18 protein-coding genes, 1 tRNA gene and 2 pseudogenes are annotated in these 23,285 nt (G+C 61.7%); 6 read left to right on the forward strand and 15 right to left on the reverse strand.

What is annotated here, in order from left to right; all coding sequences use genetic code 11:
- Positions 1-12 precede the first annotated feature (12 nt).
- The 3 genes from H3S97_RS02905 (at position 13) to H3S97_RS02915 (ending at position 4,081) form a co-directional block, all read left to right on the forward strand.
- Entirely contained in the window at positions 13-708 is a 696-nt protein-coding gene (locus tag H3S97_RS02905; protein ID WP_045936230.1) for a thymidine phosphorylase, read from the forward strand.
- Between the two features lie 248 nt (positions 709-956).
- Positions 957-1,595 carry a uracil phosphoribosyltransferase gene (gene upp, locus H3S97_RS02910; RefSeq protein WP_015022561.1) on the forward strand — a complete coding sequence of 213 codons (639 nt, stop codon included), beginning with the start codon at positions 957-959 and terminating at the stop codon, positions 1,593-1,595.
- A gap of 398 nt (positions 1,596-1,993) precedes the next feature.
- Positions 1,994-4,081 (forward strand): ABC transporter permease, encoded by a 2,088-nt coding sequence (locus H3S97_RS02915; RefSeq protein WP_198219554.1) that lies wholly within the window; start codon positions 1,994-1,996, stop codon positions 4,079-4,081.
- Here the strand turns inward: H3S97_RS02915 and H3S97_RS02920 are convergent.
- The gene (locus H3S97_RS02920; protein ID WP_198219555.1) at positions 4,050-5,132 is read right to left on the reverse strand and encodes a glycerophosphodiester phosphodiesterase family protein; all 1,083 of its coding nucleotides are present in this window, start codon (positions 5,130-5,132) and stop codon (positions 4,050-4,052) included. The genes H3S97_RS02915 and H3S97_RS02920 overlap by 32 nt on opposite strands.
- Before the next feature lie 181 nt (positions 5,133-5,313).
- Between H3S97_RS02920 and H3S97_RS02925 the strand changes: the two genes are divergently transcribed.
- Positions 5,314-6,174 carry an aldo/keto reductase gene (locus H3S97_RS02925; RefSeq protein WP_198219556.1) on the forward strand — a complete coding sequence of 287 codons (861 nt, stop codon included), beginning with the start codon at positions 5,314-5,316 and terminating at the stop codon, positions 6,172-6,174.
- A 50-nt stretch (positions 6,175-6,224) separates the two neighbouring features.
- Here the strand turns inward: H3S97_RS02925 and H3S97_RS02930 are convergent, their stop codons facing one another.
- The 5 genes and pseudogenes from H3S97_RS02930 to dnaB form a co-directional block, all read right to left on the reverse strand.
- On the reverse strand, positions 6,225-7,934 hold the full coding sequence (locus tag H3S97_RS02930) for an ABC1 kinase family protein (protein WP_198219662.1): 1,710 nt from the start codon (positions 7,932-7,934) through the stop codon (positions 6,225-6,227).
- A 296-nt stretch (positions 7,935-8,230) separates the two neighbouring features.
- Positions 8,231-8,399 (reverse strand): annotated as a pseudogene (locus tag H3S97_RS08620) (phasin family protein); the annotation flags it as partial.
- A gap of 216 nt (positions 8,400-8,615) precedes the next feature.
- Positions 8,616-9,416, reverse strand: a complete 801-nt coding sequence (locus H3S97_RS02940; protein ID WP_198219557.1) for a type 1 glutamine amidotransferase — start codon at positions 9,414-9,416, stop codon at positions 8,616-8,618.
- Positions 9,417-9,442: 26 nt separating this feature from the next.
- The gene (locus H3S97_RS02945; protein ID WP_232356217.1) at positions 9,443-10,834 is read right to left on the reverse strand and encodes a Mur ligase family protein; all 1,392 of its coding nucleotides are present in this window, start codon (positions 10,832-10,834) and stop codon (positions 9,443-9,445) included.
- Between the two features lie 2 nt (positions 10,835-10,836).
- Entirely contained in the window at positions 10,837-12,177 is a 1,341-nt protein-coding gene (gene dnaB, locus H3S97_RS02950) for a replicative DNA helicase (protein WP_033510868.1), read from the reverse strand.
- Between the two features lie 416 nt (positions 12,178-12,593).
- Here dnaB and H3S97_RS02955 point away from each other — a divergent pair, with 416 nt between their 5' ends.
- On the forward strand, positions 12,594-13,985 hold the full coding sequence (locus H3S97_RS02955) for an MATE family efflux transporter (RefSeq protein ID WP_232356218.1): 1,392 nt from the start codon (positions 12,594-12,596) through the stop codon (positions 13,983-13,985).
- A gap of 92 nt (positions 13,986-14,077) precedes the next feature.
- Here the strand turns inward: H3S97_RS02955 and H3S97_RS02960 are convergent, their stop codons facing one another.
- The 9 genes and pseudogenes from H3S97_RS02960 to H3S97_RS08570 form a co-directional block, all read right to left on the reverse strand.
- Positions 14,078-14,416: a P-II family nitrogen regulator gene (locus tag H3S97_RS02960; RefSeq protein ID WP_015022571.1), complete on the reverse strand. Its 339-nt coding sequence runs from the start codon at positions 14,414-14,416 to the stop codon at positions 14,078-14,080.
- A gap of 17 nt (positions 14,417-14,433) precedes the next feature.
- Positions 14,434-15,699: an ammonium transporter gene (locus H3S97_RS02965; protein ID WP_101432993.1), complete on the reverse strand. Its 1,266-nt coding sequence runs from the start codon at positions 15,697-15,699 to the stop codon at positions 14,434-14,436.
- Positions 15,700-15,888: 189 nt separating this feature from the next.
- The gene (ftsY, locus tag H3S97_RS02970; RefSeq protein WP_232356219.1) at positions 15,889-17,193 is read right to left on the reverse strand and encodes a signal recognition particle-docking protein FtsY; all 1,305 of its coding nucleotides are present in this window, start codon (positions 17,191-17,193) and stop codon (positions 15,889-15,891) included.
- A 49-nt stretch (positions 17,194-17,242) separates the two neighbouring features.
- Entirely contained in the window at positions 17,243-17,806 is a 564-nt protein-coding gene (locus tag H3S97_RS02975; protein WP_198219559.1) for a hypothetical protein, read from the reverse strand.
- A gap of 100 nt (positions 17,807-17,906) precedes the next feature.
- On the reverse strand, positions 17,907-18,458 hold the full coding sequence (locus H3S97_RS02980) for a GNAT family N-acetyltransferase (RefSeq protein ID WP_198219560.1): 552 nt from the start codon (positions 18,456-18,458) through the stop codon (positions 17,907-17,909).
- A gap of 204 nt (positions 18,459-18,662) precedes the next feature.
- The gene (locus tag H3S97_RS02985) at positions 18,663-20,090 is read right to left on the reverse strand and encodes an alpha-L-fucosidase (protein WP_198219561.1); all 1,428 of its coding nucleotides are present in this window, start codon (positions 20,088-20,090) and stop codon (positions 18,663-18,665) included.
- A gap of 477 nt (positions 20,091-20,567) precedes the next feature.
- Positions 20,568-20,930 carry a hypothetical protein gene (locus H3S97_RS02990; RefSeq protein ID WP_198219562.1) on the reverse strand — a complete coding sequence of 121 codons (363 nt, stop codon included), beginning with the start codon at positions 20,928-20,930 and terminating at the stop codon, positions 20,568-20,570.
- Positions 20,931-21,296: 366 nt separating this feature from the next.
- Positions 21,297-21,743, reverse strand: coding sequence for a hypothetical protein (locus H3S97_RS02995; RefSeq protein ID WP_198219563.1), 447 nt, complete (start codon positions 21,741-21,743; stop codon positions 21,297-21,299).
- A 200-nt stretch (positions 21,744-21,943) separates the two neighbouring features.
- Positions 21,944-22,459, reverse strand: a pseudogene (locus tag H3S97_RS08570) (glycosyl hydrolase 2 galactose-binding domain-containing protein).
- A 297-nt stretch (positions 22,460-22,756) separates the two neighbouring features.
- On the opposite strand from H3S97_RS08570, the gene H3S97_RS03005 reads away from it, so the two are divergent.
- Positions 22,757-22,829: transfer RNA gene (locus tag H3S97_RS03005), tRNA-Lys, on the forward strand.
- Positions 22,830-23,285: the final 456 nt, after the last annotated feature.

Raw genomic sequence — 23,285 nt, forward strand, 5'->3', positions numbered from 1 at the left:
AGCAACTCCAGAATCGGCTCATCCTCAATCCGCTCCTCCCGCACAGGATTCGTGGCCTCCGGCACCGGAGCATCCCGGCCCTCACGCCCAGGCCAGCTGGACCCGGCCATCGCCGATCAGCTCTCCGGAGGCATGGACCCCCAGCAGATCAGCGAAATGAGCCATGTTTCGGCGGCCTCCCTCTTGGACCGGGTCCACCACAGCACCGATCCAGCCATCGTCAAACGGGTTCTGACCCTGGTAGACCGTGAGGGCGTGGATGTCGTAGCCGAGCTCTGGAGCGACAGCGACCCCGACTCTCTGCCCGGCATTCTTTGGCGACTCTACATGCTTCGCAGCTGGATGCGTAAGGACGCTGATGGAATCAGTCGTCTGTGGAGGCTGGGCGAACCCACCGACACCGCCGCATCAGCTATAGCCGGGGTGGATCAGGCCCCGGAGGCCGACGACATCATCCGAACCGCCGACTCCATCCTCTCCGGAGCCTTCACCGGCGACTTCGCCATAGCCCTGGAACGGGCCGGAGCCTTTTGCGACGTGATCGCCCGCGGCATCAAGACCACCATCCGGGATGCCCAGAGCCGGCAGCTGGACGGTCAGGAGGCCAAGGAGGTGGACGCGGCCCAGCGCACCGTCAACTCCCTCAACCAGACGGCCCGTGACTTCATGCGGGGCGCATCGCTCTGGCGGCGGGGACGGCTGGAGTAGAATCCGCCACCCTTTCATGCCGGAAGCGTAAGCGCGCCGTGAACACGGATCAGACCCCGGCATGCCCTACAATGAGGACTGCGTCGGACCATGGCTAAGCCCCGGGCTCCGTTTGTTGCCGCTGCGAGCGGCGTTTGCGCCGACAGGCGCTTGCATGGTTCGGCGTTTTCATTTTCATTCCCAAATCGAAGCCAGCATGGCTTGCCGGTCGCTACCAGAAGCCGACCCGCTGAGCTACGCTGAGAGGTATGGAACTTCACGTACTGGAACACCCGCTGATCGAGCACAAGCTGACCGTACTGCGGGACAAAAACACCCCTTCCAACACCTTCCGCGAGCTGATCAGCGAACTGGTCATGCTTGAGGCCTACGAGGCCACCCGCAATCTGGACATCGAGGACCACCCCATCGAGACCCCGGTCGCTCCCATGGTGGGCAAGAAGCTCTGCTCCCCGCGCCCCATGGTGGTCCCCATCCTGCGCGCCGGACTGGGCATGCTTGACGGCATGACCCGTCTGCTGCCTACCGCTGAGGTCGGATTCCTCGGTCTCAAGCGCGACGAGAACACCCTGGACATCATCACCTACGCCAACCGCCTGCCTGAGGACCTCTCCGGCCGTCAGTGCTTCCTGCTGGATCCCATGCTGGCAACCGGTGGCACCCTGATCGCCGCCACCAAGTACCTGGCCGAGCGCGGCGCCAAGGATGTGACCTCCATCAACATTCTGGCCGCTCCCGAAGGCCTGAACCGCCTCAAAGAGGAGATGGACCCCTCCATCAACCTCAAGGTGGTGGTCTGCGCAGTCGATCAGAAACTGAACGAGCACGCCTACATCGTGCCCGGCCTGGGCGATGCCGGCGACCGCCTCTATGGCGTCATCGACTGAATCAACGAATTGATGGGGGCACGAATCCCATCCCTGACAAGGACCTGAATCCTGCGCGATTCGGGTCCTTTTTTCAGCGGTATTCGATGGCCCTCCCGGCGGACGCTGCGCAAGATGGACCAGGCTTTCCTCCCCTACCCCGTCAGCGAGGATAGGCTGGCTATGAAACGTCGCTATAGAAACTGCTGACTCTGCGATGCCATAGAGCTTGGCGGACCGATCCCCATGGTCTGTAATCCTCCCGACCTCTATCCTCCCGACCTCTATCCTCTTGCCCCGCCTCTTGCACAAGGGCGCCTAATCGCTCGTCGCCACCCTGGTTCTCCCCTGGTCTGACCCTGAAAACACCCTGAGTGGGCTATCTCCCGGTGTTGCAATAAGAACAGCAGCATTCAAGGGTGAGAAAGGAGCACACCATGGAGGGCAAGTCCCTTTCCCTGGGTAGATCACTGGCAGGAACCGGGGCCGCAGGACCGACAGGCGGGGGTGGCTCGCAAACCGCAGGTCGAGCCAAGGCACGCACTCCTGGCCTGGCCTCCCTGGTGCGATCCTTTCTGCATGAGCATCGGTCCTCCTACACGGTCATGGTCCTGGCGGTCATGGCCGCCTCGGTCCTTACCAGCGCCTGGGCCCAGGTAGCCATTGCCGCCCGGAAGGGCGACGGGATGCCAGATACTCGCGCAATGAATTCCTACGACCGCGCTATGACCCTGTCCTTACAAGACGGCGCTACACTAATATCCATAATGTACGCCTGCATATGCGGGTTCGTCTCCATCTTCCTCGTCATCACCTCTGTGGGGTTCCTGATCGAGCGCCGTCGTCGCGAGTACGCCATGATGCGGCTTTCAGGCGCTTCTCCCCGCACGGTGAGACTCATCTCCCTGTTGGAATTCATGATTCCGGTAGGTTTGGCCGCCCTCGTGGGCAGTTTGGCGGGATGCCTGCTGGTGCCCGCATTCGCCAAGTCTCTGATTAACTCAGGCTTTGAAGCGCTGGAAATGACCGCGCATCCCCACCCCATGGGGATTGTCCTCGCCTTCGCCGGGATACTCCTGGCAGGCCTCTTAGGAACCTGGTTCGCTGCCAGAAGGATTACCGCCATCTCTCCCATCGAGGCCCTGCAGGACTCGGGAAATCGGTCAGGAACCAAGTCAATCGGCCCTCTTCGCCTGATAATCGCCCTGGCCGGCCTAGCTGGAGGACTGGCCATGGTCTATCACCGCTTCAAGGGCATGGACATTGAAATCCAGATCATGGCCTCGACCGGCTGTCTGCTCGTCATCATCGGCGCCCTGGCCCCTGTCCTGGTTCCGGCCTGTGCCAACCTGATCGGCATCCCCTTCCAACTGGCCTTCCGAGGCGCCGGTCTTCTGGCACGGCAAAGGGCGCGGAAGGAAAACCGGAGCTCCACCGCCGTCGCGGTGCCGATCATCCTGATGCTGGTCATCGTGACCGGAGTGATAGCCCTGGGACGGTCCAGCTGGGCGCAAGAAGCCATAAGCCGGTATAAGCCGGTCGCTGCCGAAATCATGATCACAACAGATACCAAAGACACCAGGGATCTGGACCGGCAACTTCGCTCGTCCGCAGATGTAGGATCCGCCGTCACCTACAGCAAAGAATCTTGGAGAAGAGCGGGCAACACAGACAGCAAAAGCGATGCACCTTTCATCAGTGCCATGCACATCAACAAAAGCGGCAAGGCGCTTGACACGATCAGTCCTGCTTTCATCACAGGCTCGGCTGCAGACCTGGGACCAGGTAAGGTCGCCATATCGAAAGGCCACAGTCAGGAAAAGAATCCCCTCGGACGCACGCTGACCTTAATCGACAAAAACGAAAAGCGCCACACGCTGACCATCACCGCCATTGTTGACATGACACCGACAGGGCAGACAGGCGAGTACCTGATCATGGATGACAGCCTGTCACAACTGGCTCCCGACAACCGTGGGTTGACTACCTTAGTCAGGACCGCTCCCCGAGTCCAGACAAACGATTTGATCAGTAAGCTCAACGCTTCATGGGACAGCAAGGGCATCAAGGCCTGCACCAAGAAGGAGTACATTCGTTCCGACATCCAAAGGTCACAGAAAGTGCAGCGGGCCATGCCCCAGATAGCGAACGGGGCCATCGTCCTGACGGCCATATTTCTGATCCAGGCATGCGCCATCGCGGTCAATGAGCGTCGCCAGGAGAATCGTAGAATGCAGGCTGCCGGTGTTTCACGTGGAACATTGGTCTGCTCCTCGATTTGGGAGTCAGTAATCGATGCTCTTTCGGCCATCCTTCTTTCAGCCCTGGCCATGGCGGGGGTGCTGGCCGTCATCTTCCATCAGTTGTCCGACCAGGTAGACATGAGCGTCGTGCCTCTCCCCTACGGCTACTTCCTGACCATGGCCCTCTGGGCGATAGGCCTGGCTGCTGCGGCCTCAGGCCTGTACAGCTGGTTCAGCTCTCGGGCAGATACGATTCGAAGATGATGCCGTCGAAGTCCGGGCTGGCCGCCTCCTGCGCGCGCTCGGAACGGACGGTCCAGGCGATGGGCGTCCCACCCAGGAATCGATAGAGCCGCATGGGCATTGAGTGCCCGCTGTGCCACTCGCAGGCCACGAAGTCCGGCCGCCCCAGCCAATTGAAGAGGAGGGACCCGGCCATCCAGCGCACAGCCGAGGAACATGTGTCTACGCGACCGTGGTAGGGGGCGACCAGTTGTCCCCTAGTGACGCCTGGGTGGTGAACCCGATACCAGGCAAGGGCCAGGACATTGAAGGACTCAATCACATAAGGACCCTGGTATTGAGACAGGAGGGCATCGGTGCGGTGCATAAGCTCCCGATCCAAGCCCCGGTCCATCTTGATCTCGACGACCAGGGGCACCCGGCCATCCACCAGAGCGAGCACATCAGACAGAAGAGGCACATGCTGCACTTCAGAATCGTCGAGACTCTCGTCCTCTCCCTCCGTTTCGGGACCGCCATCGTGGTCGGCAGAACCCGGAATCTCTTCCACGGACTCAAAAGCCTGGGCTGGGCTTGGGCACAGGGGAATCCTCCGCAGCTGATCGTAGGTCAGGTCCGCAACTGCTCGATTGACACCAGCCACCCGCCGCAGATCTCCATCGTGGATGACCACCACCTGGCCATCACGGCTGAGATGGACATCCAACTCAATCCCGTAGCCGGCCCTGCAGGCCGCTTCGAAGGCAGCCAGCGAATTTTCGGGCGCCACCACCCGATGGGGATTGGCCGGAGCCGAAGCGTGCCTACCTAGGGGTTTAACAGACGCAACCTTCAGGCAATCATGAATACGGTGCAAGTAGGCGGTCTGTTCAGCGTCGGGATTGGTCGTCTCCATCCCCGAGCCAGCATCGTGCAGACCCCTATGAGCATATGGATGCAGCGACAGTCCAGCAGGCTTTCTTCGGCCCGCAACCACCGAAAGGCCAGGAGCCAGGGCCCAGCACCAGGCTCCAAAAACCCCGAATCCCAGACCCAGTGCGACCTTGCCGGCCAATCGTGCTTTGGACCCCATCATCGCCTCCAGCCATCAGCTACTTCACTACCCACGCTAGCATCGCAGGAGGCCGGACGCGCTTTGCCGGCTTGACTTCAAGCTGCTTCAAGGCCTTATCCTTGAACAAGCAGATTAGAGAGGCATGCCCCGCCTTTAACCAACTCCGTCAAGCAATCTGCCAAGAAAGAAGCACAATACCATGCAGAACGATTCATCCACTGCCGTCCCGTCCGTCAAGCTCAACAACGGCGTCCTCATGCCCATGGAGGGCTTCGGCGTCTACCAGATCGCCGACCTGGACGAGTGCCGCCGCTCGGTTCTGGATGCTCTGGAAACCGGGTACCGGGCCATCGACACGGCCCAGGCCTATGGAAACGAGCAGGCCGTCGGAGATGCCCTGGCCCAGAGCGGCCTCGACCGCGACCAGGTCTTCCTGACCACCAAGGTCTGGATCACCAACTACGGGTACGACAAGACCAAGGCCTCGATCGAGGAGTCCTTGAAGAAGCTGGGGACTGACCACCTGGACCTGGTCCTCCTTCACCAGCCCTTCAACGACTACTACGCAGCCTGGCACGCCCTTGAGGATCTCTATGACCAGGGGGTCCTGCGCGCCATCGGAGTCTCGAACTTCTATGCCGACCGCTATGTGGACCTGGTCAAGTTCAACAGAATCGTCCCGGCCGTCAACCAGCTGGAGACCCACGTCTTCCACCAGCGCCCCCAGGAACGCACCTACATGGACAAGTACGGCACCCGGATCGAATCCTGGGGACCCTTCGCCGAGGGCCGCCAGGGTATGTTCACCAACCCGACCCTGACCGAAATCGGACAAGCGCACGGCCGGACCGCAGCCCAGGTGGCCCTGCGCTTCCTGGTCCAGGACGGGGTCATCATCATCCCGAAGACCACCCACCGCGAGCGCATGCGCGAGAACCTCGACATCTGGGACTTCCAGCTCAGCGACCAGGAGATGGACCGGCTGCGTGCCATGGACACCGGCAAATCCGCTTTCATGAACCATGAGGATCCTGAAACCGTTGAGGACTTCGCCGGCTGATTCAGCATCAGAGAGTATCTGTATCTATCCAGGATGGATGGGCTCTCAGCCTAGGCTTCGCCGTTGCGTCGCCGACGCTTGAGGGCCCGGTGCTTAATCAGGATGTCCAGAACTATCCAGACCGAAAGAATGAAGGCCACTACGTATCCCAGCATGCTGACCACCGGGATACCGAAGACCACCGGCTTGATGCGGGCGAAGTAGACGATTGAAGAGCCCACATAGAGGCCGACGACAATGAGGGCCATGGTCAGCCTGTTGACCATGTCAGACAGCTGCTGCAGGGGTTCCTCAGAGCCTACAAGCTGCACATTGGCGCGCAGCTGGCCGCGGGTCAGCATCTTGGTTGCGGTCTGGGACTCAGCCAGGGCACCCAAAAGCCCATGCAAAGCCAGGTCGCCCTGGATTCCAAGCTTCCGGGTCTCCTCCTTGAGGATGGATCCTGTGCCCTGGCTGTAGGCGACATGATCGGTGATGATCTGCACGATGTTGGCCTCGGGCAGGAACTCATCCAGGAGTCCTTCAAGGGTGACCAGGCAGCGTGCCACCATGGTGACCGACCCCGGCACCTTGATGCCATGCCGGGCGGCCAGCTTCATAACGGCATTGACGTATTCGGCGATGTCCAGATCGGCCAGATCCAGCTTGCCGAAACGCTGGACGACCGCATCCAGGTCGGCCAAAAGATAGGGGTAGTCCTCGGCCCTGGCCTCGCCCGTGCCGGCGAAGCGGAGCAATCCCTGGGCAAGGGCCGGTGAATCCTCGCGGCCTACTGCAAAAATCATGTCCTTCAAGGCCGATTTGGTCACCTTGTCCAGGCGGCCGACCATTCCAAGGTCTATCAGCACTATGCAGCCATCGCGGATGATGATGTTGCCGGGGTGCGGATCGGCGTGGAAGAAGCCCCGGTCCATGATCTGGGTGGCATAGTTGTCGACCAGCTTGGTGCCTATCTCCTTCAGGTCATAGCCCTGAGCCACCAGTTGGGCAGGCCGTGAGAGGGATATCCCGTCGATGTATTCCATCACCACCACATGCTTGGTGCACAGTTCGGGATAGGGCTTCGGGCAGTCGATGTAGGCGTAAGCGTCGCAGAAATCCTTGAACTCCGCCAGATTCGCGGCCTCCTGCTGGAAGTCGACCTCGGACTGGAAGGTCTCCCAGAGTTCCTCGACCACCCCGCGGATGTCAATCACCTGGGTACTGCGAACGAACCGGGAGGCCCACTTGACCATGCTGCGCAGAATGTCGATGTCCTGGGCCATGGTCTCTTGTATCCCTGGGCGCTGGACCTTGACGGCCACATCCTCACCACTGACCAGGCGGGCACGATGCACCTGCGCCAGGGAGGCCGACCCCAAGGGGACAGGGTCTATGGAGGAGAAGATCTGGTCGAGCGGACGGCCATACTCGGTGGCCAGGGTGCTGGTCACCACGGAATACGGGATGGGATCCGCGTCGGCGCGTAGCTTGGAGAGCTCGCGGCAGAAAGCCTCCGGCAGAATCTCCGAACGCATGGAAAGAATCTGGCCCACCTTGACGAAAGTGGGCCCGAGCGCTTCGAACAATCGACGCATGGTGACCGGGGTCAGACCGTGGATGATGTCGAACCGGTTGGCGATGCGGATCATCTCGGCCAGTCGACGGGCCCTGCCACGCCTGTGCCGAATCCTTCCTGCCGCCCCCTGCCGCTCTCCCGTGCCGACCCCGAAGAGGCCGATGGTCTGCACCGGGGCATCATGTCCGTTCATGGCATCCATACTCACCACTCACCTGCGTCCTTTATCCGCATGGCCGACCAGCGGCAGGCATTCCGGCGCAGACGACCGACGCTGACAGTAAATTGACTGCTTTCAGCCCTGCTGACCCGCGATGGGATCATTGGAGGTGATGGGAATGGACCCTGACCGACGATTCGGCATTGGCGCCAGGGGCTCGTGGTCGGGACGGCGGGAATCAGGAGCAACATGAGTCGCAGGCCTGGGCGCGCCAGCAGCCGGTGCAGGTGCGCTGTCAGCAGGAGCGGGAGCAGGTGCAGGAGCGGGAGGGTTCTGTCTGTTCCGCTTGAGCTCAGTGTTGAGAATCTTTCCCTGCTCGACCGTCAGCTCACCCTTCTTGACCAGGTTGTCAATGACCTCCTGGCCCTTCTCCACGCCTGTGGCCAAGGCTCCGATGCCAGCCAGAAGCACCTTGTGCAATCCGTCACCGATATGCAAATCCGACATGATATGCCTCCCAGCATTCATACGCCCTTGAAGTACCGGGCTCTTTTGACCGCCAAGAGACGAGCGGCCGTCTCTCTTTACAGTCTAGCCGGTTATCATTGACCGATCCGATTCGACACCATGGCAAGAGGGACCGCAACGTCTCTCCCCTGGCACTGTCCCCGACCGCTGATCAGAATCTGCGCAGGACCCGCAGGCGGAACTGCAGGCTCCCCTTCATCTGGGCCTGGAGGCTGCGATACGGCTGGCCTGATCTGCCAGGGAGTCCAGGCGCTCCAGCTCGCTCCGGCTCTTCTGGTCCATGGCAGTCTTCATCTGGGCGAAGGTGCCCTGGCCGTACCGCCTTTCGGCTGCCCCCTCGATAAGGAAGTCCGTGATGGCCGGGTTCTTCGGCAGCAGCGACCCGTGCATATAGGTGCCGATGACCTTCTTCCATCGGGCCCCCTCGGTGTGGTCCTTGCCGTTGTTGCCGCGTCCATCCTCGGTCACCATGCCCAGGGGTTGGGCCCCCTCACCCAGGTAGGTCAGGCCCGAATGGTTCTCGTAGCCGACCACCCTGCCGAAGTCCTCTGCCTGCTCCACCAGGTTGCCGATCATCCGCTCGGGCTTGGCAATGGTGTGCACGTCAAGAATGCCGACCCCCTCCAGGCGCTCATGGTCGGAGGTCTCGAAATAATGGCCGAAGAGCTGATAGAGCCCGCAGATCATCAGCATGGGCACATCCTGGTCGGCCAGATCGTGCAGAAGACCGCCCCGCTCCCGCAGGTCGTCGATGATCCGTTCCTGGCCATGGTCCTGGCCGCCGCCGCCCAGAATCATATCGATCCGCTCCGGCCAGGCATCGCCGGGATCGTAATAGCGGACCGTGGGACGGAATCCGTACAGCTCAGCCCTGCGGGTCACGCTGAGAATGTTGCCCGAATCCCCGTAGATGTTCATGTCGCGGTGGTAGAGGGAGAGGATCTGCAGCGGCGGATGGTTTCCCACGGCCTCGGCCTTATCCTGCGTCTGCGGCATTCCTGTGCTCCTTTTGGCTCGCTCGCTCATGCGCCCACCCCGGCATCGTCCACGCTCGTGATCCTGCCGAGGGCGGACCGAAGCCGGAGCATCGACGTGTAAGTGCAGTAGATTCGCTTGGGTCGGCCTGGGTGCACCTCAAGGAAGGCTGTCAGCGCCCGATCCAGGTCGGTCTCGATCGCCTCCGTAGGCACCTGGTCATAGGCCAGGCGCAGGGCCATGTCGTAGGCCCGGGTGCCGGAGACCATGGCCACACCGGTATCCCTGAGCGAGGTGAAGTCCACATCCCAGAGCCAGCTCATGTCACGCCCGTCCGCATACTCGTCGCGGATGGCGATCATGGTGTCCTGCCCGGCAGGGTCGAAGGAGGACAGGGCCAGACGGAAGCCCATGGGGTTCTTGACCAGGACCAGCTCAACCGGCGCGCCCTGGTAGGTGATGACCTCCCCGCGGCCGAAGGCGGGCGTGACCTTGGACAGGGCATCCATGAGCGCTGCATCATCAGGCTCCCCGTCCTCCAGAACGACCCTCACCAACGCCAAGGCAGCGGCCGCATTGTAGAGGTTGTAGACGCCCTCCAGACGCAGGTCGGTCTCCAGAAGCCGCCCATCCAGGCGGAAGGCGGCCCGGTGGTCCATGACCCTTTCCAGGGTCACCTCGGCCGGTAGCCGGTGACCGGGGCGAATCGGGCGGGAGGTGCTGGCCGCACCGGCACCATGGGCACCCCGATCCGAGGCATGCATGTCGTCATCAGTGGGGAAATAGCTCAGCAGATCGTCTGACAGACCGAAGTAGGCCACGCCGGTCTGGGCCGGCGTCTGGGCGGCCAACCTGGCGATGCGCGGATCCTCACGGTTGAGGACCACCGTGCCCGTAGTGGCCTGAGCCACCTGACCCAGCAGCCGGGCAGTGGTATCGATTTCCCCAAACCGGTCCAGTTGGTCACGCATGACATTGAGCAGGAGGGCGTAGCGGGGCTTGACCTGCCGCACAAAGTGGACCGCATAGGCCTCGTCCAACTCCAGGACGGCAATATCGGCATGCAGCCGGCCGGAGAGCCCCAGAGTGGAAACCAAGGCCGAGACCACGCCACGGGTGAAGTTGGACCCGGTCGGATTGGTGAAGACCTTGAGGCCCAGGGATTCCAGCATGGAGGCGACCATTCGGGTGGTGGTGGTCTTGCCGTTGGTCCCCGAGACCAGGACCACACCACGGGGCAGCCCCGACAGGGTCCTGGCCAGGAAGCCCGGGTCGATCCGCTCCACCACCTTGCCAGGCAGGGCCGAACCGCCGTGATGGGACAGACGCGAAACGAGGCGCACCACCTTGCCGACCAGAAGGGCCAGGAGCGAGCGCCAAGACCGACGGGGACGACCGGGCTGATCGGCAGGCTGCGCCTTGGAAGTCTTGGACCGCATGATCAGACCCCTCCCTGCTGGTAGTCCTGGGGCATGTCCTTGAACTTGGACTTCTCGCCCAGGAAGGCCAGCTTGAAGGTGTCGGTGGGGCCGTTGCGGTGCTTGGCCAGAATGATGTCGGCCTCGCCCGGGCGGTCCTCCTTGTCGTAGAAGTCCGGTCGGTGGACCAGGAAGACCACGTCGGCGTCCTGCTCGATGGATCCCGACTCGCGCAGGTCGGAGAGCATGGGCTTTTTGTCATTGCGCATCTCGGGACCGCGGTTGAGCTGGCTCAGCGCCACCACCGGAACCTCCAGCTCCTTGGCCAGCAGCTTCAGGGCGCGCGAGAAGTCGGAGACCTCCTGCTGGCGGGATTCGACCCGCTTGCCCGAGGTCATCAGCTGCAGGTAGTCGATGACCACCAGTTTCAGGTCGTTGGTCTGCTTGAGCCGACGGCACTTGGCCCGGATCTCCATCAGACTCATGTTGGGCGAATCGTCCAGGAAGAGCGGGGCATCCTGGAGTCTGCTCCAGAAGGTGTTCAGGGTGTTCCAACGTTCGGGGGTGATGTCGTCCGCCCGGCGCAGGGCCACCAAGGGGATGTCGGTCTCGGCCGAGATGATGCGCTGGGCCAGCTCGGTCTTGCTCATCTCCAGGGAGAAGACCACCGTGGTCATGTTGTTATGGAGGGCCGCGGCGCGGGCGAAGTCGATGCCCAGGGTGGACTTACCCATGGCAGGGCGGCCGGCCACCACGATCATCTGCCCGGGCTGCAGGCCCTGGGTCACGTCGTCGATGCTCTTGAAGCCGGTGGGCACGCCCCGCTCCATGTCGCCGTTCTGCAGCTTGTCCAGCTGGTCCAGGGTGTCATGGACGACCGGCCCGATGGCCTCGTAATCCTGGCGGACCCTGCCCACGCTCATCTCGTAGACCTCGGCCTGGGCCAGGTTGACGATGTCCTCGGCCTGGGAGCCCTCGGCCGAGTAGCCCAGCTGGGCGATCTTGGTGCCGGCCGCGATCACATTGCGCAGGATGGCCCGCTGGTGGACGATTTCCGCATAGTAGGTGGCGTTGGCGGCTGTTGGGACCGAGGCCACCAGGGAGTGCAGATAGTCGGTGCCCCCTACCTTCTCCAGGTCGCCGGACTTGAGCAGCTCGTTGGCCACCAGGACCGCATCCACCGGCTGGGAGGCCGAGAAGAGGGTGACGATGGCCTCGTAGATGGTCTGGTGCTTGGGCTGGTAGAAGTCGGATATTTCAATCATCTGGCTGACTTCGCCGATGGCATCCTTGCTCATGAGCATGCCGCCCAGCACGGCCATCTCCGCATCGTCGTCATGCGGGGGCACCCGGTCGAAGAGCATGTCACGGCCGGTCTGGGCACGATCGGTGGGACGCTGTTCGGGATGGGTGTAGTCGGTGTAGTCATCGGAAGCCATAGCCACGATTCTACGAAGAGGACCGTCCCTGACAGCCCTAAGATGAGGATTTCACCCAAGGCATTCACCAGGGCGCGCCGATGGAACTGGATGGGCACGGGGCCGGTCCTGCATGTGTACAGAAAAATAAGTTATCCACATTCAAGGCGTGTCCTAGAGGACATGTGTGCAACTTATCCACCTCATGGGTACAACTCTGTGCAAAACTTGGGGACAGTCTTCCACATCACCAATCCAGCTTGCGCTCAGGGCTGTTTGGTGATACTGCACCTACCGGCAGGGCGTCCACGGACTGGCTTTCAGGGGTTGTGTCTTCAGCCCAGAGCATTAGCATGGCGTCCATGCGCAGCCACAGGGACATCCCCGAAACCAAGACCGGATCAATCACGCCGGAAGAGCGGCGGGCGACCTACCGGACCATTGCTGGACTGGCCATACCCACCTTCGGCCAGCTGATCGCCTCCCCACTCTTCGTCATGATCGACACCGCCATCGTGGGCCACATCAGCGACTCGGCCCTGGCCGGGCTCTCCATCGGATCCACTGTGGTGCTGACCACCGTGGGCCTGTGCATCTTTCTGGCCTACGGGACCACCTCCCAGGTGGCCCGGCTCATGGGTGCCGGCCGCCGCCGGGAGGGCATGCAAGCCGGCGTGGACGGCATGTGGCTGGCCTTCGTCATCGGCCTGGTCGTCTGCGCTGTTCTCCTGGCTCTGAGCCGGCCCATCTGCAGCCTGATGGGAGCTCGGGGGCCGGTCCTGCAGGCGGCACGGACCTATCTGGATGCCTTGGTCTTCGGCCTTCCGGCCATGCTTATGGTCTACGCGGCCAACGGCATCTTCCGCGGACTGCAGAAGGTAAAGATCACCCTGGTGGCCGCCGTGTCGGGCGCCATCCTCAACACCGCCCTGGAGGTCCTTCTGGTCTTCGGCCTGCACATGGACATTCTGGGCTCGGGCCTGGCCACCCTGATTGCCGAGTGGGCCATGGGGCTCTTCCTGACCATCCCCGCCCTGGTATGGGCCCGTCGGGAAGGCGCCCAGCTGCGGCCCCGGCTCTCAGGCATGGCGGCCAGCATGGGCGACGGTTTCCCGCTCTTCCTACGGACACTGGCCCTGCGGGTCTGCCTCTTTATGACCGTGGTGGCTGCGGCCCATCTGGGCGAGCAGGTGCTTGCAGCCTACCAAGGAGTCAACTCGGCCTGGAACTTCGGACTGAACATGCTGGATGCCGTGGGCATCGCCGGCCAGTCACTGGTAGCCACCGAGCTGGGCGCCGGACGGCGGTCACGGGCACGGGTCATGACCGACCTGTCAGCCAAGGCCGGCATGGCCATGGGAGTGCTGGTCGGACTGGTCATGATCGCCTTGGGCCTCTTCGCCGCTCCCCTGTTCAGCCCCACGCCGGCCATCAGATCGCTGATCACCGTGGGCATGATCGTCCAGGGAGTCTTCATGCCCGTCGCCGGATGGATGTGGGCCCTGGACGGGATCCTGATCGGGGCCGGGGACTATCGCTACCTGGCGGCCACCTGCTCCCTCACGGCTGTGATCTACCTGATCGGCCTGCTGGGTATGACGGCTCTGGCCATGAACTGGACGCCCACCTGGCGGATAGCCATGCTCTGGGCCGTACTCAATGTCCTCTTCATCGGCGTCAGAGCCATATGCAATGGCTTGAGAACGCGCACCGATGTCTGGATGGGGACGATAAGCCAAGCCAAGGAAGCCTGAAAAGACATAGAAAAAGCAGGACCCCGACCGCTAGACCATGAAATCGGCCACAGCGGCGGGATCCTGCCGAAACTGGTCAGCAGGCGGCTGCCTCAGATGGCGTCTACGCCGGTCTCCCCGGTACGAACCCTGACCACCGAGTCCAGGGTCTGCACCCAGACCTTGCCGTCGCCCACGGTGTTGGTGGCGGCAGCCTGGACGATGGTGTCGACCAGCTCGTCAACCCGGCGATCCTCGGTCAGCACCTCCAGACGCACCTTGGGAACCAGGTCCACCTTGACAGTGCTGCCCCGGTAGACCTCCTTATGGCCGCCCTGCCGACCATAGCCCTGGGCTGACGAGACGGTCATGCCGTGCACGCCGACCTCGGTCAGGGCCTGCTTAATCTGATCCAGCCGCCCGGGCTGAACGATGGCGGTAATGAGTTTCATGCTGCCTTCCTTTCTGATCAGTTCAGAATGGACCCGAAGTCATAGGCGCTCTCACCCTGATCGCTCTGATCGACGCCGATGACCTCCTGATCCTTGCTGACTCGCCAACCAATGGTCTTCTCCAGCGCAAAGGCGATCACACCGGTTACTGCAGCTGCGTAGATGATCGCAATCAACGCCACCAGGAACTGAACCAGCAGCTGCCGGAAATTGCCGCCGGCCAGGAAGCCCGTGCCGGTACCGAAGAAGCCTATCAGCAGTGTGCCCAATAAACCACCCACTCCGTGGATGCCCACCACATCAAGGGAGTCGTCGTAGGCGAAACGGAACTTGAGCCCGCAGGCCAGGCAGCAGACGAAACCAGCCAAGAGGCCGATGACCATGGCCCAGAGCGGCGAAACCACGTCAGCCGCTGGAGTGATGGCCACCAGGCCGGCGACCATGCCGGATGCTGCACCCATGGCGGTGTAATGCCCGGTGCGGACCCGCTCAGTAAAGAGCCAGCCCAGGGTGGCGCCGCTGGCGGCTATGGTCGTGGAAACCCAGGCATATCCAGCCGTGCCGTTGGCGGCGAAGGCGGAACCGGCATTGAAACCGAACCAGCCGAACCAGAGCAGGAAGGCGCCCAGCATGACCATGGGCACATTGTGGGGGCGTATGGACTCCTTGGGGAAGCCGATTCGTCTGCCGATGATGAGCACAATGACCAGGGCTGCCACTGCCGCGTTGATGTGGATGACCGTACCGCCTGCGAAGTCATGCGCCTGAGCCCCGATGGCGTTGGAGATGGGTCCATCGGCAGCCAGCAGTCCGTGATTCCAGACCATGTGGGCCATGGGTGCGTAATCCAAGGTGACCCAGAGGGCCACGAAGATCATCCAGGTGCTGATTCTGACTCGCTCTGCCAGGGCTCCCGAAATCAGAGCCACGCAGATCATGGCGAAGGCGGCCTGGAAGGCGATGTCCACCGTGTGCGGGTAGGCGGCGTTTGCGGAATCAAGCGAGGTGAAGACCCCGTCCTTGGCCGTGACCGTGTCCTTGAGCAGGAAGCCGGTGATGGGGTCGCCAAAGACGCCGCCGATGTCCTTGCCTGCAAAGGAAATCGACCATCCCCAGAAGGCCCAGATAACCCCGGTCACGGCAATGGCCAGCGTGGACATCATCATCATGTTGAGCACGGCCTTGGCTCGGACCATACCCCCATAGAAGAAAGCCACCGCCGGAGTCATCAGGAAAACCATGGATGCCGCTACCAGCATCCAGGCAGCATTTCCAGAATCCATGCCTACACCTCTCTTTTCCCCATCCGGGCGGGCAGTCCCCAATAAAGAGGACTTTCCTCCGGACAGCCTACGTCAGATTCTCTTCCACTTCCCGATTCATCAAACAGGAAGAGGATGACGGTCAGGTCACCGCCGCATTACCTCCGGGTGACTATTGGATGACCACCTTATGACCAACCACCGGCAGGACTACTCGTCTCCCAGGATGCCGTCGACAAAGGACTCCGGATCGAAAACGGCCAGATCGTCGGGCCCCTCGCCCAGTCCGACCAGCTTGACGGGCACGCCCAGCTCCCGCTGAACAGATATGACAATGCCGCCCTTGGCCGAGCCGTCCAGCTTGGTCAGGACGATGCCCGTGACCCCGATGGCCTGGGCGAAGACCTGGGCCTGGATCATCCCGTTCTGCCCGGTGGTGGCATCCAGGACCAGCAGAACCTCGTCCACGGGCAGGTTCTTCTCGATCACCCGCCGGATCTTGCCCAGCTGATCCATGAGGTTGGCCTTGTTCTGGAGGCGCCCGGCGGTGTCCACAATGAGGACATCTGACTGATCGTTTTTGGCCCGTTCCGCGGCTTCGAAGGCCACCGAGGCCGGATCGGCACCGTCGCGGTCGCTGCGGACCACGGGCACGCCCACCTTGCCACCCCAGGTCTCCAGCTGGTCAGCGGCGGCGGCACGGAAGGTGTCGGCGGCCCCCATGACCACCGACTTGCCATCGGCCACGAAGAGCCTGGCCAGCTTGCCCGCCGTGGTGGTCTTGCCTGTGCCGTTGACGCCCACCATGATGATGACCGACGGCCTGTTGGCCTGAGGTCGGGCAGCCACCAGAGTCCGGTCCATATCGGGGTCGACCAGATCGATCAGGCGCTGACGAAGGCCACGACGCACTGCTGCTGGGTCCTTCTGCCCGGTAATCCGGGCATCGTCACGCAACTGTTTCACCAGCTGTTCGCTGGCCTCAGCGCCCACATCCGCCATGAGCAGGGTGTCTTCCACATCCTCCCAGTCGGACTCGCTCAGATGGTCCTTGGTCAGAATGGCAAAGAGGGCCTTGCCGAAGGGGTTGGGGCTCTTGGCCAGCCTGGCCTTGAGCCTGGTCATACGGGATGCAGAGGTCTCCGGATGAGCTAGCTCCTCCTGCGCCGACGATGCCACTTGCTCGGCCGAGGACGACTGGGCGGACGCCGCTGAACCCGTAGAAGCGTCCGGATTGGGGGATGCGCCCGATGCAGGAGAGGCAGATTGGACACTTTGGTCAGCCGATGAAGCTGCTGGGGAGGCACCAGGTTGGCCTTCAGCTCGACCCTTTGCTGCGGCCGCCGCCGACTCCGGGGACAGAGAAGAGCGGCCATCATCAGACTCTTGCACCCTGCCTGGGCGCGTGGAATCCCCCTGGGACCGGCGCTTACGGACCGTCACCAGAATACCGACCACCGCCAGCACCAGGACGATCAGCGCCGCGATAAAAATAAGGAGCTGCTGTGTTGTCATAGGTACCAGCCTAAAGGCGAAAAGGGACACGGATGGTCATCATGAGCGGTCACTTTCCGCTCGGGTGACCCTTGTCCGTCTGCGAACCGCTCTTGACCGAAGGCATGACGTCGGAGGTGATGGGTTGAGGCTCCCGCCGCTGCGGATGCGAGTGCTCAGGGCTGGATGATCGCAAGGTGACGTTTCTGGGGGCTGGAGGCCCAGAGGCCGCAGAAACCGATGGCACGGCATTCCTCCGTTGCCTCGGGCTAGCCGACGATGCAGAATCAGTGCTGGGCGGCCTGGGCAGATTTATCTCGTCCTTGGAATCGGAGGCGAGCATGCCTCGAACCTCCACCACGGAGGAGGAGTTGACATAAACCGGATAGGGATGTGCAAGGTCTTCAGCGGTTGGTGCATCCTCGCCCGAGCCAGGGGCAAAAGACAGATGCCCTCCTGCAATCCGCGGCAGCTTATTCTCTCGCTCCTGCTGACGGCGGGCGGCCCGGCGTACACGCTCATCCAGAGACTGGGAAAAAGCACGGTCCTGGGACTCGCCAAGCGCCAAGCGCATGACAAATACGATGAATGCCACCACCACCAGCACCCATACCAGGACAATCATCCAGACCATACCTGCCATTCTCTCAGAAGAACCCCATAGACGCGCTAAGACACGAGGAATCTATCGGTCTCTTTCACACTGGTTCATGCTGACGCGTTCTTTGGCCTTTTTACTCGGTAGACAAATCAACCCAATATCGTTCTACTGGCTGACCAGATCTGCTGGGGAGCACATTCTCCAGTTGCCCGCCACGCGAAAGGATGGTCCGGCGGCTGGCCAGATTAGACGGGGAACAAGTAATCAGGACCCTACTCATGCCCAGAGTGGCAGCTTGTCGAAGACATTCATCCAGCATCAGCCCGGCATAGCCCAGCCGGCGACAATCCGGACGAACTGAATAGCCGATGTTGCCGCCCACTCGCAGAAGCGCCTGCGTAAGCTGCAACCTCAGCTGAATCATCCCCACCAGTTTGCCGCTGGGGTCCATGGCGGCGAACTGCAGAGCTGGCACAAACCCCGGCGGCAGATCATCACCACGCGCCTGACCAGCCACCTCCGGCAGACCAAACCGACGAACCTCATCCAGGCTGTGGCAGCCCTCCAAGGGGCCGAGACCAGCCGCTTCATCCTGAGGCTGAGAACGGCAGGCCTGCAGATATTCCCAAATCGCTTTGGCATCCACCGCACCCGGCTGATCCACCCTCACCAGACGGATTCCCATGGTCCACCTCCTCTGCCCAGTCCAAGGCCTGTCCCTTTATCTGCTGCGACCTTACTGTTCCCCCGAATAGCCTCCAAGACCCCCGTCTGGGCGATCCTGCGGCTGCCCTCATTGGTGGAGGAACAGGGAATTAATACACAGTCCAGGCCATACCCGTGGGCCTATCTGAGACAGTCGGCGATCCAGAAACCAACGCCGGCCAGCTCATCGCCCGCATCCCTCGCGAATCAGGCAGGTGTCCAAGGCCACGGGGCCACGCGACCTGGTCACGCTGACCTCCAGGTGGCTGGTGGTCAGTGGACCGACCTGTGCAAAGTGCTGATACCCAATGGCCCCCACTTCTGCCACTTGGCGGAGTTCACCGTCAAGTTCGGCACTGATGACGACCTGCTCCACCCGCTGGCCGACCTCGATGTGCTCACGAAGGATGAGCCCATCCACCTGTCGGGGACGGTCGAAATCAATGGTAACAGTGGGATGCTCATCATCCGCAGCGGCCAGCCACCAGCCGGAGTCCACACCAGTGGACAGGAGGGCCTGTGGGTCACTCCCGCAGGCGTTGGAGGAGACGGACACCTTGGCACCCTCGGTGACGGCCCCCTGCCAGAATTCACGGATCCTGCGACCCAGACCGGTCAGGGAATCCACATCGGGCTGGCTGATCTTCCCCTGGGCGTTCGACGGCACATTGAGCACAAGATTGGCGTTCCCGCCGACAGTGGTGGACCAGATGTCGAAAAGTTCGTCAGCCGTGCGCACCTTGTCGTCCTCGCTGGCATGGTGGAACCAACCGGGCCGGATGGAGGTGTCGACCTCGGCCGGGTACCAGACCAGGGGGCCGCCGTACTGTTCAAGAACCTTGCGACTGCCCAGGTCCTCATCTTCAGAACGCACAGCCCAATCGGGGTTGGCGGGGTGGTCCAGTTCTCCCTTGCCCATCTTCCACTCTGCATGGCTGAGGGATGCTGGAACCACGCTCCACTCGTTTTCGCGTGCCTTGCCGGCCTCGTTGCCGCACCAACGGACATCAGGTCCGCATATGCTGATGACCGCTTCCGGCTGAAGGGCCCTGATCACGTTGAAATAGCGTTGCCAGTCATAGGCCTGGGTCTTGCCGTTGGGTCCCTCGCCATTGGCCCCGTCCATCCAAACACTGAAGATAGGTCCGTAGTGGGTAAGAAGCTCTATCAGCTGGTTGACATAGTAGTCGTCATAGGCCTTGCCCTGCCCGTAAGTGGCCTCGGTCCTGTCCCAGGGGGACAGGTAGACACCGAACTTGAGGCCGTGACGGTGGGCGGCCTGGGAGACCTCGCGGACCACATCGCCCTTTCCTCCCCTCCAGGGAGAGCTGGCCACGCTGTGCTCGGTGTAGGCACTGGGCCAGAGGCAGAAGCCGTCGTGGTGCTTGCAGGTGAGGATCACCCCCGTCATGCCAGCGGCTTTAAAGGTCTCCATCCACTGGTCGCAGTCCAGGTCCGCCGGATTGAAGAGGGCGGGATCTTCGTGGCCCAGGCCCCATTCGCGGCCGGTCATCGTGTTCATGCCAAAGTGCATGAAGGCATACATCTCCATGCGCTGCCAATCGAGTTGACGGCGGGACGGCTTGATATTGGCGAGATAATCCAGATTCATCGGAATCCTTCCTTGGAATTCGTCTTGTCGATGGGTTGCCTGGGTCTGCGGTCTCATGGCTGGTCTTTGCACTTCTTTGTCCGAATCTGCTCATACACCAGCGGGCAGCCGAGACCTAATTAATTAACTTACCTCACAATTACCACGAAAGGAATTGACACGCATGAGACATGAGTGAGGACTGTCAGTTCGGCAGCCAGAGGGAAGATGGAAAGGTGCTGTTCAGACAGACACCGACCGCTCCGGCCCAAGTAGGAACCGGAAGGGATGCCCTTTCGCCTTCCCCTCGAAAGGATGCTCACAACGTCTGACACTGCAAATCGTTGGCTGTCCGCAGGACCCTGGGGGCAAAAAGGGCTCAGGAACGTCCACAGGAGCCGAGGCGATATGCCAGACGACCGACTCCCGGGCAGGAGGGTGGCCATGCCGCTGTCGATTGAGGCGGCAGGATCCACCTTGTCCGCCATGCAGAAGACGTCACGGGCATATGTCCGAGCGGTCAGGGTCCAGTCGGTAGCCGTAGTCCTCGGCCCCGATAGGGGCTTCAAGAGGGTCGGGCCGGAGGGCCTGGTCGACGACCTCAGCCGGATTGTAAATGACCCTAGCAAATCCGGACGGTCGGTACTGGCCACGAGGATCTCCTGGGCAGGGCCGCCGTAGGTAGCCACGGTGGCCTCCAAAACCCTGGGCCTGTCCCCCTGCCGGTATGGAGACCCGGGTGATTTGATCGGCCAGGACGGTTCCATCCAGGCGGCGACGCTCCACCCGCCACTGGCCCTCCCAGGCCTGACGGGTGTCGTTGACCATGACCAGGGCTAGCTGGTCGGGGGTGACAGGCATGCCAGCCCAACTGTGCTCGGCCCGGTAGGCCTCTGAGACCTCGGGCTGAATGGAGGCTAGGCGAGGAGCGAAGACATCGCGCGAGGCGAACCAGAGGGCTTGCGATGCCCGTCATGGTCCACGCCGCCCATGAGATCACCAGCCAGTCATTGAGCTGCCAGAACAGGGTGCCGGCATTCACCGGCTCCAGGGAACGCATGTACTCCACCCCGAATCGGATGGCCTGGGCCTGCTGCAGCTGACAGGCCCAGTGCCAGTCCTCAATGTCTTCCCAGCGGTCACTGGGAATCAACCAGGAGTGTGGCCCATCCGAACGATGGCCGTTGACCACACCGCCGTAACTGATGTCATAGAAGTCACCCGGAGTCAGGTGGAAACGCATGCCCCGGGAGAGCTTGATGGTGCCATCGACAGCCTTCTGATGGACCAACATCTGGGTGTCGAGAAGGGGTCCAAGGGACTGTCATGCACCACGCGAGTCAGGGTGCCCCAGGCAAGAGGCGCCTGGTATCCGAACTCGTCGGCGAAGCGGGGTTTGTAATCCCTGTAGGCCCTGCAGTCCTTGTTGTTCCACACATTCCAGATGTGCACTGTCCCGTCTTTGTCCTTATTGGGTGTGGTGTACTTGGTGAAACTCATCGGGGAACTCGGCAGGTAGATCCTGGTCGGATCCAGCTGTGCGAACAGACGGGGGAAAGGATCGGAATAGTATCCATCACCCCAAGGGCGTTCCCCGTAGCCCAAGGGCCACCAGAGCCGATCCCCCTGAGGACCAGGCGGACCGTGTCCGCGCCGGCTTTGAGGCAGGAGCATGCGCCGTTGCCACCTAGATGGACCCGCACGGGTATCCCCCGGACTGGGTGCCGGGCCGGGCCGTCTCATCGATGCCGGACCCACAACAACCACCGGCGCGTTCCAAATCCACATCCACGGTGAGCAGGCCCTCACCTTGGTCGTCGACACCCACCGCGGGCGGACCCGGGAAATTCTGACACCGGACCAGGAATCGATGCCTATGGGTTGCCGGTTCCAGCATTGGCCACGTCGATTCCCCGGTCCCCTCCGAAGGACGATGCCGCTTTCCGGAGCGGATTGAAGGGGTGGTTGTCATGAGGGTAGTAACCCAGAATTGACTGTCGCCTCTCCCCCCTCGCGGACGGGGGAGGTGGAGGAAACGACCAGCGTGCCCCCCACCCTCCCTTGAGGAGATCGCGCACCTCCCACCGGTGGGAGCGGTAGGCATTCTGGGTGCTGCCGACCGGTCAGCCGTTGAGTTCCAGTGCGGCAACCGTGCCCAGCCCGTAGGACACCAGGTCGTGACGCTGCGACCCGTCGTCATGCCAACTGAACCACCAGTCCACATCGCCGATCCACTGCTGGGCCTGTTCGTCGTCCCCGTCATAGGGGTCACCGATAAAGCCGGCGCGAAGGAGGTCCATGGTCGCCTCCCCCGGCACTCGGGCCTCGACTCCATTGGCCACGCGATTGCGGAGATCCTCCGGCGCCTCTTGGGGGTTGAGGGCTGTCATGGCCCAAGTCCCGTCAAGAGGGGGTGAATGTGGATGGGTGATGTGTAAGCATGGTGCTTGTCTTCCTTGTCTTGCGCTCCGTCGGCAGAGGCTTCAAGCTTTCCCCAAAGTCCCGTGATAATCGTTCAACTCGGTGTACTCCTGCACGACACTAGCAAAGGCCGAGCCGAGCATCAGGCAGCGATGGGTTCGGCAATCGGAAGGGTCGGCCGGCGGGGACCCGGCCCGATGGACCATCCAGTGGACAGGCCGCCGCGATGTGCCGTCGACCAAGTATGAGGTATACTATGCCATGTTGCCCCTCTGGCTCAATGGTTAGAGCAGCGTCCTTTTAAGTCGTGGGTTGTGGGTTCGAATCCCACGGGGGGCACTTTGGATTCATCACTCAACATATAACGGATCAAACTTCACTCCCTAGTTTATTCACACCGTCACAGCTGAGCGTGAGTCGTTGTATTTTGAGATTCATGAAGATATTAAAGAGTTCGCCGAATTGACCTTCAATATGAGCACCCTTTTGCACATAGAACTTATCAAAGAACACCAGTTGATGATTTTGGCACAAAGAATCGTCAAGGTTCATTACACCGCTTGTGACTGTCCCTAATTACTGCCAAATAGTCGCCCCCGTTAGAGCATTGCTTAATCGCATTCCGTGTTCCTGACCGCAATCTTCGCCTCAAAGAAAGCGAGCCCTCAACTGATGTGTTCCAGTTCTGTCCTGAGAAGAATGACCAGGATCGCTCCCATATAGAATCCTGCAGGAGCTTGCCAGGTTCAACAAGCAGGTCAGCGCGTTTAATCTGATACCCATAGTGTTTGTGGT

It is taken from the genome of Bifidobacterium choladohabitans (genome assembly GCF_016102005.1).
GTDB classification, from domain to species: Bacteria; Actinomycetota; Actinomycetes; order Actinomycetales; family Bifidobacteriaceae; genus Bombiscardovia; species Bombiscardovia choladohabitans.